This window comes from Streptomyces sp. DT2A-34 (assembly GCF_030499515.1).
Taxonomy (GTDB): Bacteria; Actinomycetota; Actinomycetes; order Streptomycetales; family Streptomycetaceae; genus Streptomyces.
The window spans coordinates 9,045,829-9,060,567 of the sequence record NZ_JASTWJ010000001.1 but is presented as its reverse complement, the minus strand read 5'-3'; the positions used below and the strand labels follow the sequence as shown (position 1 = coordinate 9,060,567).

The 14,739-nt window shown below is 68.2% G+C and carries 13 protein-coding genes and 1 other annotated feature; of the genes, 3 read left to right on the top strand and 10 right to left on the bottom strand.

Annotated elements, in window-relative coordinates; translation table 11 throughout:
* Positions 1-81 precede the first annotated feature (81 nt).
* The 5 genes from QQM39_RS40330 to QQM39_RS40310 all read right to left on the bottom strand — a co-directional run bounded on the left by QQM39_RS40330 (position 82) and on the right by QQM39_RS40310 (position 2,870).
* Positions 82-405, bottom strand: a complete 324-nt coding sequence (locus tag QQM39_RS40330) for a hypothetical protein (protein WP_302003958.1) — start codon at positions 403-405, stop codon at positions 82-84.
* 107 nt (positions 406-512) lie between these two features.
* Positions 513-752 (bottom strand): hypothetical protein, encoded by a 240-nt coding sequence (locus tag QQM39_RS40325; RefSeq protein WP_302002542.1) that lies wholly within the window; start codon positions 750-752, stop codon positions 513-515.
* Between the two features lie 374 nt (positions 753-1,126).
* Positions 1,127-2,068: an IS3 family transposase gene (locus QQM39_RS40320; RefSeq protein ID WP_301994514.1), complete on the bottom strand. Its 942-nt coding sequence runs from the start codon at positions 2,066-2,068 to the stop codon at positions 1,127-1,129.
* Positions 2,056-2,346, bottom strand: coding sequence for a transposase (locus QQM39_RS40315; RefSeq protein ID WP_301994515.1), 291 nt, complete (start codon positions 2,344-2,346; stop codon positions 2,056-2,058). The genes QQM39_RS40320 and QQM39_RS40315 overlap by 13 nt, the downstream gene beginning before the upstream one ends.
* A gap of 104 nt (positions 2,347-2,450) precedes the next feature.
* Entirely contained in the window at positions 2,451-2,870 is a 420-nt protein-coding gene (locus QQM39_RS40310) for a DUF6093 family protein (RefSeq protein WP_302002541.1), read from the bottom strand.
* 485 nt (positions 2,871-3,355) lie between these two features.
* Here QQM39_RS40310 and QQM39_RS40305 point away from each other — a divergent pair, with 485 nt between their 5' ends.
* Both QQM39_RS40305 and QQM39_RS40300 read left to right on the top strand, forming a co-directional pair.
* Positions 3,356-4,228 carry a hypothetical protein gene (locus QQM39_RS40305; RefSeq protein ID WP_302002540.1) on the top strand — a complete coding sequence of 291 codons (873 nt, stop codon included), beginning with the start codon at positions 3,356-3,358 and terminating at the stop codon, positions 4,226-4,228.
* Positions 4,229-4,364: 136 nt separating this feature from the next.
* Entirely contained in the window at positions 4,365-4,832 is a 468-nt protein-coding gene (locus tag QQM39_RS40300; RefSeq protein WP_302002539.1) for a hypothetical protein, read from the top strand.
* Positions 4,833-4,881: 49 nt separating this feature from the next.
* Here QQM39_RS40300 and QQM39_RS40295 read toward each other — a convergent pair whose 3' ends face one another.
* The gene (locus QQM39_RS40295) at positions 4,882-6,270 is read right to left on the bottom strand and encodes a hypothetical protein (protein WP_302002538.1); all 1,389 of its coding nucleotides are present in this window, start codon (positions 6,268-6,270) and stop codon (positions 4,882-4,884) included.
* A gap of 730 nt (positions 6,271-7,000) precedes the next feature.
* Between QQM39_RS40295 and QQM39_RS40290 the strand changes: the two genes are divergently transcribed.
* A protein-coding gene (locus QQM39_RS40290) for an IS3 family transposase (RefSeq protein ID WP_302002537.1) occupies positions 7,001-8,244 on the top strand; the annotation gives its coding sequence in 2 pieces (ribosomal slippage) (positions 7,001-7,283 and positions 7,283-8,244; 1,245 coding nt in all).
* Positions 7,282-7,410, top strand: a sequence feature (AL1L pseudoknot). (Overlaps the previous gene by 129 nt.)
* Here the strand turns inward: QQM39_RS40290 and QQM39_RS40285 are convergent.
* From QQM39_RS40285 to QQM39_RS40270, 4 genes are all read right to left on the bottom strand, one after another.
* Positions 8,205-8,588: a hypothetical protein gene (locus QQM39_RS40285; RefSeq protein ID WP_302002536.1), complete on the bottom strand. Its 384-nt coding sequence runs from the start codon at positions 8,586-8,588 to the stop codon at positions 8,205-8,207. The two genes, QQM39_RS40290 and QQM39_RS40285, sit on opposite strands and share 40 nt — an antisense overlap.
* 527 nt (positions 8,589-9,115) lie before the next feature.
* A complete protein-coding gene (locus tag QQM39_RS40280) occupies positions 9,116-9,688 on the bottom strand; it encodes a hypothetical protein (RefSeq protein WP_302002535.1) in 573 nt (190 codons plus the stop codon).
* A gap of 718 nt (positions 9,689-10,406) precedes the next feature.
* A complete protein-coding gene (locus tag QQM39_RS40275) occupies positions 10,407-13,559 on the bottom strand; it encodes an SMC family ATPase (RefSeq protein ID WP_302002534.1) in 3,153 nt (1,050 codons plus the stop codon).
* Positions 13,556-14,719: an exonuclease SbcCD subunit D gene (locus QQM39_RS40270; RefSeq protein WP_302002533.1), complete on the bottom strand. Its 1,164-nt coding sequence runs from the start codon at positions 14,717-14,719 to the stop codon at positions 13,556-13,558. Before QQM39_RS40270 ends, QQM39_RS40275 begins: the two co-directional genes overlap by 4 nt.
* Positions 14,720-14,739 lie beyond the last annotated feature (20 nt).

The window sequence follows — 14,739 nt, the reverse complement described above, 5'->3', positions numbered from 1 at the left end:
ATCCCCAGGGGGCCGGTACCGCGCACCTCTACCAGTTGGGTCAGGCGGGCTTGGGGCCGTCCGGATCGGACGGCAGGAGAGTCAGCTCTTGCCGGTGGCGCTCAGCCAGTATCGCTGCGAGTTGGTCACCACTCCCTGGGCGGAGGCGGTCGTGTCCGTGCCGTCGTCGGCATCCAGCTCCCGCCCCCAGACATCAACTCCGGGTATCTCGAGCGGATACCGCCATGCGCCCGACGGCGCGCGCTCCAGGACAGCTCGCCGCCCACGGTCGGCCATCCATTCCGCCTGATCGGAACGGCCACCGACCGAGGTGAGCTGAAAGATGAGCTCGGCATCCTCCGACGCATCCGCCAGCGGCGCACCGCTCACCGGCCCGCCGAGCGGATACAAGACCGTGTACGGCACGCTGGCCGGCTGCCCATTCACGAGTGGAAGGGAGCCGAGACCACACGGGCGGCCTGTCGCCTTCGCAATCATCGCCTGAAGCGCCTTCGACACAGGACCTCGGTCGATCACAGATCGCCCCCGGCGAAGTGCGCGGCGGCCGGGCCTTCGACGCTGACAACTCCATACCGGCACAGCCCGAGCATGTCCCACTCCATGACACCCGGGGTGGTGAGGATGGACAGACTCCGGTCGCCCTCCTCGTCCAAGAGCTCAGCAACGACGACCGCCCTAGCGAGCAGACCTCGCTCATGCTCGGCGAACACTCCAGCCAGCGCGTCCTCGAGGTCACTGTTCAAGTCGCTCACAGCGCCTCCGACACAGCGTGCCCCAGTTCGCGAACGAGCTGCGGACCGAAGGAATCGACGGCCGGTCCGAGGCGCGGGAACGGCGGCTGGTTGAAGTGTCGGCCCAGGCTGTCGACCCCAACGAAACCGAATTCCAACCGTCGCCCCTGCGGCGCACTTGTCCCCACCTCGGCGGCGACCACGGGGCCCGCACGATGCACCTCCGCCTGCCAAGACGCCCGGTATCGGCCTGAAATCACCCGGGGACCAGGACGTCCTGAGGCATTGCGCTGTACCTGCACCACGAGGTCCTTCGCAACATGCCGCATCGGTGTCTCCGTCGCAGCCACCGCACCGTGACCACTGTCAATCCCCGGGTTTCGTAGAGACGTTGGTTATGCGGTCCGGCTCTCCTGATCGGTCCGGGTCCGCGCTTGCTGGATGATCCGTTCGAACTCGACGGGCGGTTTCCCGCCGGCCGCGCTGTGTCGCCGTTTCGTGTTGTAGAAGTCCGCGATCCAGGTGGCGGTCTTCAGCCTCGCCTCGGTTCGGGTGGCGAAGGTGTGCCGGTGGACGTACTCGACCTTGAGGACCGAGTGGAACGACTCCGCGGCGGCGTTGTCCAGGGCCGACCCGACGCGTCCCATCGACTGCACCACGCCCCACCGGCCGCACAACTGCTGGAACGCCTCGGACGTGTACTCGCTGCCGCGGTCCGTGTGAAAAATGACGCCGTCGACCTGGCCGCCTCTCGTTGCGATCGCCATCTGCAGGGCTGCGCTGACCAGCGCGGCATCATGCCGCCGACCCATCGCGTAGCCCAGGGCCCGGCGGGAGAAGGCGTCGTGGACAGAGGCGAGGTAGAGCTTGCCCTCACCGGTGTCGATCTCCGTCATGTCGCCCCACCACAAAACGTCGGGCGCGATCGCGTCGAACTTGCGCCGTACCAGGTCACCAGCGGTTTTCCGCTTGCCGGGACGGGTCAGCGAACGGCGTCGGCGTGGCGGTTTGCGGCCCTGCAGACCGAGTTCGGCCATGATCTCGGCGACGGTGTTCTGCGATACTTGCCAGCCCTCCTCCCACAGATCCAGCGTGATCCGCGGCGAACCGTACGTCTTGCCCGAGCGGTCGAAGAAGTAGCGGACCCGCTCGGCCAGTTCACCCCGTCTGATCTCGCGTTTCGTCGGCTCATCGGGCCGACGGCGCCACTTGTAGAACCACGCCTCCGACACACCCAGTGCCCGGCAGGAGATGCGGTGCGAAATGTTGTGCCCGGTCTTCTGGTCACTGATCACCCCGACGAGCACCGCCGGGTCCGCCTCAGCTACTTCACCCACAAGACCATGCAGCGTTTGAGGACATCGCGCTCCATCCCCAGCTCCTTGACGTCCTTCTTCAACTGGGCGTTCTCCCGCCGCAGCCGCGCGAGCTCCTCGCTCTCGCCCACCGCCCCGGCCCCGGCGGACCTCCGAGCCCGCGACACCCAGCTCGCCAGCGTCGTCTCGTTGATCCCCAGGTCCCTCGCAACCTGCGCGACCGACTTCCCGGTCTCGGTCACGATCCGTACAGCCCCCTCACGGAACTCTGCGTCGAACTTCCGCCTCTTCTCCGCCATGACTCCCAACTTCCCCTGCAGTCACGATCTCTACGCTACGAGGGGAAGGTCACCACCGCGTTCCAAGGCCGCCGCAAGCTCGGTCGGATTCTGGAAGACGCCACTCACCGGGCGGCCAGCTTCCGGTTGTGCTCCTCCAACCACACGGTACGCAGAACAGGGAAGGACGAGACCTCACCGAGCGCGGTCACCCGATACGTACGGCCCACGGCCTGCTCGTCACGGGCTTCAACGACCAGGACGGTGTCGTTCTCCCACACCTCCGGCGCCGTGAGCGGTAGCAGCATCCGGTAGCCCGGCCGTACTTCCTCAACCCAGGCGCCATCGTGTCCGCCCCTGCTGCGGATGCGTTCCTGATGCCCGTACAGACCGGCCTGGTCGGCATACACGACCGTCGGCAGCACCGGTATCAGGTCGCCGGTCTCGGGATCGAGCATGTCGTCGCCGCTGCCGCGAGTGACCTCCACCTTGTCCGGCATCAGGTGCCGCTCCGCGAACCGGGCGATCGCGGACTGAGCAAGCAACCGCAGCCCACTCCTTCAGCTGCGCCAACACACCTCGCGTCAGCTCACCCGGCGCCCCGTCCAAGTCGGACCGCTCCAAAACAGCCTCGTCGAGCCTCCGCCAGTCGACCGCATCCAGGAAGCCGATGACCACATGCTGTACGTCTGCGGGCTCCACAACGACTTCGGCCAACCCGTCGAACTCCATGCCACGCCAGCCCTGCTGCACAAACAGAGTGACCTCGGGCCCTTCGTCGACTGTCTGAGTGATTCGGTACGCCTCCACCGCAGAGGCCACATTGTGGCCGTCGATTTCGATGACTGCCCCCTCCCCGGGGGCTGCAGCGATCCGTACGCGGCAGGAGTCCTGGTGCACGCTCATAATCTTGACCCTAGGTGCGCGAACGCTGGGCGCATGGGGCGAACACTGCGCGTTCTGGGTGACCCGTAACCGGTCCATGGCCGCATCTCGCGCGCATCGACTGGTAGACGAGGACAAGCCTGTGATGTCAGAGCCCACTGCAACACTGTCTGCATGGCCCGAAAGAAGCCCACCACAGCCACCCTTCGACGGCTCTTCGCGCACTCCGGCAACGAGTGCGCTATGCCCGACCTGTGACGGCCGGATCATAGGCAAACACGGCAAGCTCATCGGTCAAGTCGCCCACATCGAAGCCGCGGAAAAGGGCGGGGAACGCTACAACCCGGACCAGACCGACGAGCAGCGCCGTCACTACGACAACCTGATGCTGCTCTGCTCCCCCTGCCACGTCCTGAGCGACGACGTGGTGGCCTACCCGGTTGAGCGATTGCGGCAGATCAAGGCAGATCACGAAGCACCCTTTGCGAGTGCAGCCACGCGCCTACAGCACACCCTGGTTGATATCGCGAAGAACCAGCAGGTTCATGGCACTTTGACGCTCACGATCCTCGCCGAGGATCTCGGCTGGGCAGGCATCACCGAGGATCGGGGTGAGCAGATCTCCGCTCTCCGTGAGCAACTCGACTCACCGATTGCGGTGCTGCGAGACCTTCCACTTGCAGACCGCAGTGTCCTCGGCGTCCTGCTCCGACGCGGCGAACCGTGCAGCCGCATGCAGCACCTGGGCGATCCGGCGTACGGCATGCCCGTTCGTGAGCTCCAGCGCGCCATCGGATTGACAGGAGTCGAGATGGTCGACCACCTCGACACGCTGGAGCGCCACGGGCTGGTCGTCTGGGACCGGGACGACAGCGAGCGCCGTGCGTGGGTGGAGACGACCACTCGGCAGGGAGAAGAGGACGTCTTTGTGATGGACTGCCTCAAGACGTTCTGCGACGGGCGTGGCCTCGACGTCGACGTCATGATCCGTGACCTGCGCTTCGACTGGCTCGGTTAATGCCGCGGCGCGTCGAATGTCACAACGGCAGGCCGAGCATGCCTCCATTGCACCGCTCCTGGACGGCCACGAAGGTGGAAACATCCGCCTACGATCACCACGATGACCAGTCGCTTGTGACGTTGGAGGGGCTCGTATGGCCGCGCTTGTCCGGCAACAACATCTCGATGCGGACGTGGGTTACCACGCATTCGGATTGCAGGAGTCCGACGACGGCGAGCTGCCGGTCCCGTTCCCGGACGACTTCCAGCAGGGCGTGTTCCTGAACGCCTTTCCTGGACGCCTCGACATCTACAGCGCCGGCCACACCCACACCGCTTCGGTCGAGGTTGAGGTGTGGGATGGGCAGCCGCCCGCTCAGGACCCCGCGGACTGGGACGAGCAGGCTGAGGCCGACTTCGAATCAATCAGCGGCGAGGTGGCCGTGTGGTCCATGGGCCTGGGACGAGCCGATGATGTGATCACGCTCGCGGCCTCCGGCGGCTCGTGGCGCGTGCGCGTGAGCTGCACCGGCCGTGCCGAGGCTGCGGCATTGTCGGAGGACGAGGGCACGGGTGAGGGTGTGGAGGAGTACCTCGTGCAGTTCTGGCCCGCCAAGTCCTGAACGTGACGGCGGGGGCGGTCCTACCAAGCCACCCCCGCCTCTGGTCACGTCAGGAGACGATCTTCACGATGAAGCCGTCGTCCATCCCGTCGATGATCCGGTTCTTGGCGTAGAAGCTGAGCAGGATGTTGCCTCCGGCCCCGTTGTCGTCCTTCGGGATCGGCTTGACGGAGAAGTTGAACTTCTTCGCATCCGGGTCGTAGTCGTGCTCAGCCGCCCCCTCGTAGGTGGTGGCGAAGGGGTATTCGTCGCACTCGAGAGCACCACCCTGGGTGTAGCCGGCGCCCCAATACCGCTTGCACTGCTTGACCGCTGCCTTGCGGTTGTCGTCCCTACGAGCCTTGCTCACCGTACGGTGCAGCGGATCCTTCGCCGTCTGGCCGGGCACCTTCTTCGCCGACATGTACGGCTTGGTGTCCTCTGGCTTCGTGAACGCGGTCTTGATGTGCTGTGCCACCGCGCGCTCGTCGGCTCCTGGCTTCGCGCTGTACGTCATCGTCGGCACGTAGCTGAAGGTCGCCGCGCCTTTCCTGTCGGGGTTGCCGCCGCCGGTGGAGTTGGCCAGGTACTTCGCCGCGTCCCAGCGCGGCGCGAGCATGAACAACTTTCCGCCCGTTGCCCCGTTCAGCGCCCAGGGTGCGGGTGGTGTGTAGCTGATGGCCGGCTCATAGACCGCGAAGATCAGGTCCGTGGAACCGCTGCTGCCCTGCCCGGGCTTCGCGGTCACCGTCTCCGTGAACGTCCGCATCGCCTTGAGCTGGGCGAACGTCTTGGTCCCCGGCATGTTCCCACCGCGGGTGTAGCGCACCCCGGACGGCCAGCTTTGCGGGATATTCCCCTTGGTGGTGATCGGCATGGCCGAGGAGCCGGTCCTGCCGGTCTCTACGAAGTCGGTGAAGTAGTACTGGAAGTTGATGGTGCGGCTGTTTTTGGCGATCGTCCCGACCACGCGGACATTGAACGCGCTCTGGCCGGACGGCCGACCCTGCAGCAGCCATGTCTGCACGAACGATGCCCCGTTGCACACCGCGAACCGGGACTTGACGAAGAACTTCTTGTCGCTGCCCAGGCCTTTCACGCATTCGTCGTAGCTCATCGTCCGCGCCGGCTCCGGAGCCGTAGCACGCGTCCCCACCGACGACCGGACGCCCGCGGTCTCAGTGACCGGCACCGAACCCGATGCTCGCCGCGACAGCGGCGCGTAAGAGGCAGCAGGACCCACCGTTTCCTGAGCCAGCCGCGCCCCCGGCTCTGCCTTCCGCGCCAGCTCACGCAGGCGTTCCATGCCGCGACCGCTCTGCAACTCCGTCAAGGACGGCTTCGCCGCGCCCGACGGCAGCACGTACGACTCGACGCGCAGATCAGCGGCACCGTCCGCGTTCGCCAAGGACGGTGCCGCCGCCGACAGGACGCCGATCGCCGTCCCTATGGTCAACATCCGTCTACCTATGTGGCACAGCCACGTTCTATCCATCGTGGAACCCCCGAACTCACGTGGTGCCAGACCTCACGTCCGAACACCTGGCCAAGGGCAACATTTATCGAACTAATGCTCGAAATGACGGAAGGTGTGCCAAACTTGGCGTGATCACAACGGCACCTTGGCCGAGATCACCATGCCGCTGACCAGCAACGACACCACGAACGGCTGACGTGCACGGCCGTGACGTGAACCGAGTCCTATCCGAGCTGCTGGCTGCCTCGCTCAAGGGCGCTCCGCCTCTTCGTCACGGCGAGACGGAGCGCCAGGTGGGCTCAAGATTAACCAGAGCCTGCACGGCCGCAGGGGATAGCCTCCACGAACGGCGACATCCGCCCCCACCGGTTGGAATCGTGCACCTCAACGGAAGGCCCGCCACTGCCGACGGCCTAACTGCCCTGATACTGGGCGGATATGGCTTGCTCACCTCGCTGGTCATCGATGCCGACCGTTTCCGCGGACTGGCGTTCTACATCCAGTGGCTTCAGTGCACGCGGCACACTATTCGCGGCGGCGCTCGCCGCACAGGCTGTGGCTGCAGGAAGTTGCTGGAGGCAGACCGCAACTAGGCATCACGGCACCGGTCCCTGCCAGGGGACACTGGGCCGTGTGCTCACACTGTTCACACCACCCGCGGTTGAACCGCTCCGGGTCTGATGGAGGCTCGATTCCCTGAGAGGATCGAGTCATGGCACGTCCGTCCCCCTACCCTCCCGAGCTTCGTGAGCGTGCGGTGCGTATGGTCGCGGAGATCCGTCCCGACTACCCGACCGAGTGGGCCGCAATGAAGGCGGTCGCAGCCAAGCTGGGGATCGGCGCTGCCGAGACGGTGCGGACCTGGGTCCGCAAGGCCGAAGTCGACGGCGGCCGACGGCCCGGCGTCACGTCCGAGGAGGCCGTGGAGATCAAGCGGCTGAAGGCCGAGAACGCCGAGCTGCGGCGAGCCAACGAGATCTTGAAGGCGGCATCCGCTTTCTTCGCGGCCGAGCTCGACCGGCCGTCGAAGCGCTCGTAGCGTTTATCGACGAGCATCGGCAGGTGTTCGGAGTCGAGCCGATCTGCCGAGTCCTGACCGGCCACGGACTGAAGATCGCGACGAGCACCTACTACGCCGCCAAGAACCGCACCCCCAGCGCCCGGGCGGTCCGTGACGCGGAGCTGAAGACGCAGATCAGCCGCATCCACACGGACAACTTCAGCGTCTACGGGGTCCGAAAAGTCTGGCGGCAGCTGCACCGCGAAGGCATACCCGTGGCCCGCTGCACCGTCGCCCGGCTGATGCGCGACCTGGGCCTTCAGGGTGCCCGGCGCGGGAAGAAGATCCGCACCACCATCCGGGACGACGGCCAGGACAGGGCTGGTGACCTGCTCGGACGCGACTTCACCGCGTCCCGGCCGAACGAGCGGTGGGTGGCTGACTTCACCTATGTCGCCACCTGGTCCGGGATCGTCTACGTCGCGTTCGTCGTCGACGTCTTCTCCCGCACGATCGTGGGCTGGTCCGCCGCCACCAGCAAGCGGGCCAAGCTCGTCCTGGACGCCCTCGACATGGCCTTGTGGCGACGCGACCGCGCCGGAACTCCCGCCGAACCAGGGCTGATTCATCATTCGGATGCGGGCAGTCAGTACACGTCTTTCGCGTTCACCGCGCACCTCGTCGACGCCGGCATCGACGCCTCGATCGGCACCGTCGGCGACGCCCTGGACAACGCGCTCATGGAATCCCAGATCGGCCTCTACAGGACGGAGTTGATCAAGCCCCGCAAGCCCTGGCACGGCCTCGCCGACGTCGAACTCGCCACCGCGGAATGGGTCGACTGGTTCAACAACCAACGCCTCCACTCCGCGACCGGAGACATCCCGCCCCACGAGCACGAAACCAACTACTACGCTCAACACCAGCCCCAACCGGCGGCTGGAGCCAACGCATAGAGCCTCCACCGATCCCGGAGCGGTTCACCTTCCGTCCCCGCCCTACGACGCGGACAGAAGATAAAGAACAAGCTTAGCCGGAGCGGCCCGTCGACCTGTGCGTCCTGCATCAGCAGGGCGGGCAGTTGCGATCCGCTCAGATCGACCAGCCTGGTCGAGGCAGCCTCCAGCCGGAGGGCTTCCTGGAAGCTGCAGTCGGTCATGATCACGGCGTACGGCACGTCGCAGCCGGACAGGTCCAGCGCCCCTGACACGACGGCGTTCCGCAGACGCAAAGCTGGTACGAATCCCGGCACGGGTTCGCGTTCGCCCAGAAGAAGACGCCCGATCACCTCGGCCCGCACGACTCCGTCAGCGCCCTGAGTTGCCCCTCCAGCAGAACCCCCGAGATCAACTACCCTGCCGGTGACAAACGCCTCCCACAGCATGCTTTCGGCTTCAGACAGACCGAGACCAGACATGCGTCCCCTCAACGCCATGACGAGTCAGCCCATTCAGGGTGTCCTGCCCTTGGGATGCAGGCATACCCTGCGGGGTTCCTGAATCAACCGCTATCCGCTCGTGGTTGCCAGCTTGACCTCGGGGGGATGAGCATCTGCCGTCCCGAGACAGACTCGATCTTGAACCAGCTTGGCTTCTTACGGACGGTGACCAAGACCGCGAGCAGCGCCACCGCGAGGCGCCGCAGCAGCGTGGATCGTCTCCCAGTGCAGATCCTCAAATGAATCGGCACAAAATGGGCAAATTGGCCGCCATAACCCCATCGCAACCGATCGAGAATGGCTAAAATTCGCCATGGCCGGTCCAGACGGTGTTACAGGCTGTCCGGGTGGCAGTTGCTGCGCTGTAGGCCGGTGAAGGCGCAAGCTTCTCAGGAACCACCGGGCTGCCTATCTCCGCCGAACATGTCTGTGACTCTCCGTGTCGCAGCCTCACGCATGCCTTCTTGGATCCAGAGGCAGTAACCGATCACCACGGTACAGATCACGATGCTGGCGCTTGTGAGCGCGACATGCAGCCATGCCCGCTCGCGCCCCCAGGCGCCTAGCGATAGCGTGTCAATCGCCTGGTTGAGGGCGAGCCCTGCGCTCGCCGCATATACCGCCCCGCACTTCACGAACACACTCTTTACGTGGTGGCTTGAGCCAGCACGGACGTTGATGCGCGACTGCCATGCGATCAGAGGGATACCGACTCGCCTTTCGATTTCCCTCTCGAGGCCGATCTTGTACCCGATGAGTGTCCGCGTCATGTTGTTCAGGTACAGCCCGTAGACGATGACGACGGCGACGCCTAGCGGCAGCCACATCAGTAGGTATCTCTTACCTCCTCCGACGGCGACCGTGGCAAGGAAAGCGATCACCGTGCTCCCCACCATGATGCGGTCACCCGAAGTTGTGAGGGTTGAGATGCGGTTCCCCGCGTCCCTGCATTCGTCGATCAACCAATTGACGATCTGCTCATCAAAGAACTGCGGTGCAGGCTCCGGACGTTGCTGACGGCGAGACACGCTGCCAGGATCTCACGGGAGATCGGCGTAGGTCGCCTTGCGAGGCAGCCCAGCAAGCCAGTGCGCGGACTGCTCACATTGATCCCGTCGGGCTGGTTCCAACGACGGCAGGCCCAGAACAACGCAGTCCTGTCCCCTACTGTCTGCGGAAGGTGCCGAGCCCTCTCGTTCTCAGTTTCCGTCTCATTCAGCTGCGCTCATAACCATGCCGGCAAGGCCCCCAGCCACGCGCGTCCCGAAGGGACCCGCGCCCACCTGGCCCTGGCGGCGGGCGCCGACGTCCGGCGGCGTACGGGCGACATCATCGCCCGCGATCCCCAGGGTCGCCCTTGCATGAGGGCTCCAGTGATCACTCGTCAAGCGCGCGACATCGCGCCTGAAATCTCAGTGGGTGTTACTGGGCCCCGAAATCGCGAACTGAAAGCGGTAGTCAATCGAATCGTTCGTTGCTCGCCACCTGCGACGACGGAAAGTTCCTGCAGGTCGGACTCGCGGGAGGGCTTGTCCCGGGGCTGTCCGGGGGACAGGCGGGGGACAGAAGGGCAAGGAAGATCAAGGAAAGGTGGGGAAAGACAGGTGACAAATCCACCCTGACTGGGCTCAACCCACCGGCGGGCATATGGAGGATCACGAGCCTTCAATGCTCCCGCGGTCAGTGCCCCCGCTGCCGCAGCACCGACCCCGATCTCCCCTTCACGACCTCCAGTTGCGCATGGATGCGCCGCCGCAGATCGGCGACATGGCTGACGATCCCGACGCTGCGGTCGCGCTCGCGCAGGGAGTCGAGGACGTCGAGCACCTCGTCGAGGGTCTGGTCGTCGAGGCTGCCGAAGCCCTCGTCGATGAAGAGCGTGTCGAGGCGGACCCCGCCGGCCTCGTCGGTGACGACGTCCGCGAGGCCGAGGGCCAGGGCGAGGGAGGCGAAGAACGTCTCCCCGCCCGACAGGGTCGCCGTGTCCCGCTCACGCCCGGTCCAGGCGTCGACGACGTGCAGCCCGAGCCCGCTGCGGCCGCGGCCGGCCCGGTCGTCGGAGTGGACGAGGGTGTAGCGGCCGGACGACATGCGCTGCAGCCGTACGGTCGCGGCGGCGGCGACCTGTTCGAGGCGGGCCGCGAGCACGTACGACTCCAGGCGCATCTTGCGTTCGTTGTCCGCCGAGGTCCCCGCGGCGAGAGAGGCGAGGCGGGCCACGCGGTCGTACTCCTCGCGCAGCGGGGCGAGTTGGCGTACGGCGGTGGTCGCGCGCGTGGACAGCCGGTCGAGCTCGGTGCAGCGTCGGGCCGCCGCGTCGCGCGCGGAGGCGGCGTCGCGGACGCGCTGCGCCGCGGCGGTGGCGGCACGCTCCGCGGAAACGAGGTCGGCGGGTGGCTGCTCGGCGGCGGCCGCGGTGTCGGCCTCGGCGAGGACGGCGCGTACGGCGGCCTCCTCGGACTGCCAGGCGTCCAGCCGTCGTTGGAGCTCGCGGTGCGCGGCGTCGTCGAGGAGCGCGGCGGCCGCGGCCTGCGGGGTGTCGAAGCCCGCGCGGAAGGCGGCGTCGGCCAGGCGGGCGTCGGCGTCCTTGAGCCGCTGGGCGGTGTCGGCGGCGGCGCGCGCCGTGTCGGCGGCGTCGGTGAGCAGCGTGACCTGCCGCTCCAGCTGCGCGGCCCGCGCGGCCACGCTGTCGGCGGCGCCACGGGCCTGTGCCAACTCCGCTTCCAGAACACCCTTCTCGCGGTCCAGCCGCTCGCGGTGGCCGACCCGGGCGGCGGCGCGGACGGCCGCCTGCTGGTGGGCGGCGGTGCGCCGCTCGTGTTCCGCCTCGGCCCGCCGCAGCTCCTCGTGGACGGAGTGCAGCGCGGAGGCGTCCCTGCGGGCCTGGCTGAACAGCCGCTCCAACTTGTCGGCGGCTTCCGCGAGTTGGCTTGTCGGCAGGTCGGCGGCCTCGGCACTGGCGGCGGCGAGGGCTTCCCGTACGACGCCCAGGCGCCGTTCGTTCTCGGCGTGCCGTTCCTCCGCCTGCTGGTATGCGGCCAGCGCCCGCTCCTCGGCTTCCCGGTCGACGTGTCCGACGTCCTTGCGGGCGGGTGCGGGGTGCTCCGTGGCGCCGCAGACAGCACAGGGTTCGCCGTCCTCGAGCTGTGCCGCGAGTTCGGCGGCGATGCCGTTGAGGCGCTGTTCCTTGACGTCCAGCCAGTGCGCCTTGGCCTTCAACGCCGACTCCTGGGCGTCGGAGGCCTGTCGGGCGGCCGTTTCCGTGTCGCCGGCCAGTTGGTCACGCATCCGCGCTGCGGCGAGCCGCTGCCGCGCGGGCTCGCGCTGCACGGCCAGTTGGTCGGCGCGGCTCGCGGCCTCCTGCGCGGACTCGATCCGGGCGTGCAGTGCGGCCCGGGTCTCCTCCCACCCGGCGAGCCAGGCCTCGGCCTCCAGCCGGACGTCGTCGTCCGCCCGCTCCTGGCGGTCCAGATCCGCGCGCTCCGCGACGAGTTCGGCCAGCCGCTGCTCGCCGCGACGGGCCGACTCCAGCCCGCCCAGCTCCTCGGCGACCCGACGCGCGGCGGCGGCGAGCCCGGCGGCACCGGCGTCGGCGAGGGTGTCCGTCGTCCGGGCAGACGCGTGCGCTTCAAAGGCCCCGCGGCGCCCACTGGCCGAGACGTCCTCCGGCCGAAGGGCCACGTGCCCGGCTCCGGGATCGCCGCCGGGTCCGGTCCTCGTGCCCTCGTCCGGCCCAGCTCCGGCGTCCGTCTCGCCGAAGGCGCCTCGCAGCAGCGCACGCGCGCGTGCCTCCGCCACGGCCGCCCGACGGTGTTCGGCTTCGGTGGCCTCCCGCAGCTCCAGCGCCGGTGCCACGGCCTCGGCCTTGCGGGCCCGCTCCATGCGCGCCTGCGCCTCCCGGTGGGCGTCGGCCCGCTCCTGAAGCAACCGGGCGCGCTGACGTGCTTCGGCGAACCGCCGCTGCAGCCGGGCCACTTCGCGTACGTCGGCCAGGGCGTGGTCGGCGGCGGCCTGGGCGGACTCGGCGGCCAAGAGGCGGCAGTGGGCGACGGTCAGCTGCTCACGGGCGGTGCTGCGGGCGACGGCGGCGGCGCCGAGGACGGCGTCGGCCAGGCCCGGCTCGCCCGGTGCGAGGTCGGGCAACGGCATGGCGTCGCCCGCGGCCTGCTGCATCCGGTGGGCGTCGGCCAGCAGCGCGGCGTCGCCGTCCCGCACCTGGGCCTCGGCCGCCCGTCGGCGCTCGGCGAGGCGCTTTTCGACCTCCGCGAAGCGGTGGGTGTCGAAGAGGCGGCCCAGCAGCCTGCCGCGGGCCTCGGCGTCGGCGCGCAGGAAGCGGGCGAAGTCGCCCTGGGGCAGCAGCACGACCTGGCAGAACTGCTCGCGGCTCATGCCGAGCAGCTGGGTGATCTCCTCGCCGATCTCCTGGTGCGAGCGGCTGAGGTCCTTCCAGGTCCCGGCCTGTGGGTCGTACGCGCGCAGCCAGCTCTGCGCCTTGTCGAGTGTCGTACCCGAGCCGCGCTTCTTGGGGCGCTCCCAGGGCGGTTGCCGGGTGATCTCCAACCGGCGTCCGGCGACGGTGAGTTCGAGGCGGACTTCCGTGCGCGTGCCGGCCGCGGCGTGGTCGCTGCGCAGGGTCATGCCCTGGCCGCTCTGGCGGGCGCCCGGCACGGAGCCGTAGAGCGCGTAGCAGACGGCGTCCAGGACGGAGGTCTTGCCGGCGCCGGTCGGTCCGTGCAGCAGGAAGAGCCCGGCCGCCGACAGCGCGTCGAAGTCGACGCTCTGAGAGCTGCCGAAGGGCCCGAAGGCCGTCACGTCGAGGCGATGGAGCCTCATCGCGCCACCTCCCGCACGGCCTCGTCGGCCCGCACCGCGTCGAAGGCGTCCCGCAGCACGCCCTGTTCGTGCTCGTCGGGCCCGGCCCCGCGCACATGGGCCACGAAGTCCTCCGCGATCTCCTGCTCGCTGCGGCCCGCGAGCCGCTGCGCGTAGGACACCTCGGGATCGTCAGGCGCCCGCTCGGGGTCGAAGACCAGGCTGAGCGTGTGCGGGAAGCGCTCGGCGAGGCGGGCCATGGGGTCCGCGGGGCGCACCGCGTCCGTGAGCGTCGCCTCGACCCACGCCTCCTCGTGCCGCGCGAGCTCGGGATCGGCGAGCAGTTCCTCCAGCGTCCCGCGGATCCGTGCGAGCGCACGCGGCACCGGGCAGTCGACGCGCTCGGCGGTGACCGCGCCGTCGGCGTCCAGGTCGACGAGCCACATGCTCTTGCGGTGGTCGGCCTCCGAGAAGGAGTACGGCAGCGGCGAGCCCGAGTAGCGGACGCGCTCGGTGATGGTCTGGCAGCCGTGCAGATGGCCCAGCGCCGCGTAGTCGACGCCGTCGAAGACGCCGGCGGGTACCGCGGCCACCCCGCCGACGGTGATGTCCCGCTCGCTGTCGCTGGCCTCGCCGCCGGTGACGAAGGCGTGCGCGAGGACGACCGACCGCGTGCCACGCGCGCGTGTGGCGAGGTCGGCGCGCACGCGGTCCATGGCGGCGGCGAGCACGGTCTCGTGCCCAGCCTTCTCGACCCCGAACTCGTCCTTCACCAGGGCGGGTTCGAGGTAGGGCAGTCCGTAGAAGGCCACCTCGCCGAAATCGTCCTGGAGCACGACCGGTGTGCCGCACGCCGACGGGTCGGTCCGCAGATGGATGCCCGCACGCCCGATCAGCCCCGCGCCCACACCGAGCCGGCGGGCCGAGTCGTGGTTCCCGGAGATCATCACCGTCGGCACACCGAGGTCGGCGAGCCGGTGCAGGGCGTCGTCGAACAGCTCGACCGCGGCGAGCGGCGGCACCGCCCGGTCGTACACGTCTCCCGACACGACCACCGCGTCCACGCCGCGCTCACGCACGGTCGTGACGAGATGGCCGATGAACTCGGACTGGGCGCCGAGCATGGTGACCCGGTGGAACGCCCGGCCGAGATGCCAGTCGGAAGTGTGCAGCAGCCTCATGATCCCCGAGACTAACGGCC

What these genes read in the sequence shown, in the direction of transcription:
- QQM39_RS40275 (WP_302002534.1), bottom strand. Translation starts at nt 13,559, where the DNA reads ATGAGGCTCCATCGCCTCGACGTGACGGCCTTCGGGCCCTTCGGCAGC.
- QQM39_RS40295 (WP_302002538.1), bottom strand. Translation starts at nt 6,270, where the DNA reads ATGTTGACCATAGGGACGGCGATCGGCGTCCTGTCGGCGGCGGCACCG.
- QQM39_RS40305 (WP_302002540.1), top strand. Translation starts at nt 3,356, where the DNA reads ATGTCAGAGCCCACTGCAACACTGTCTGCATGGCCCGAAAGAAGCCCA.
- QQM39_RS40270 (WP_302002533.1), bottom strand. Translation starts at nt 14,719, where the DNA reads ATGAGGCTGCTGCACACTTCCGACTGGCATCTCGGCCGGGCGTTCCAC.
- QQM39_RS40315 (WP_301994515.1), bottom strand. Translation starts at nt 2,346, where the DNA reads ATGGCGGAGAAGAGGCGGAAGTTCGACGCAGAGTTCCGTGAGGGGGCT.
- QQM39_RS40300 (WP_302002539.1), top strand. Translation starts at nt 4,365, where the DNA reads ATGGCCGCGCTTGTCCGGCAACAACATCTCGATGCGGACGTGGGTTAC.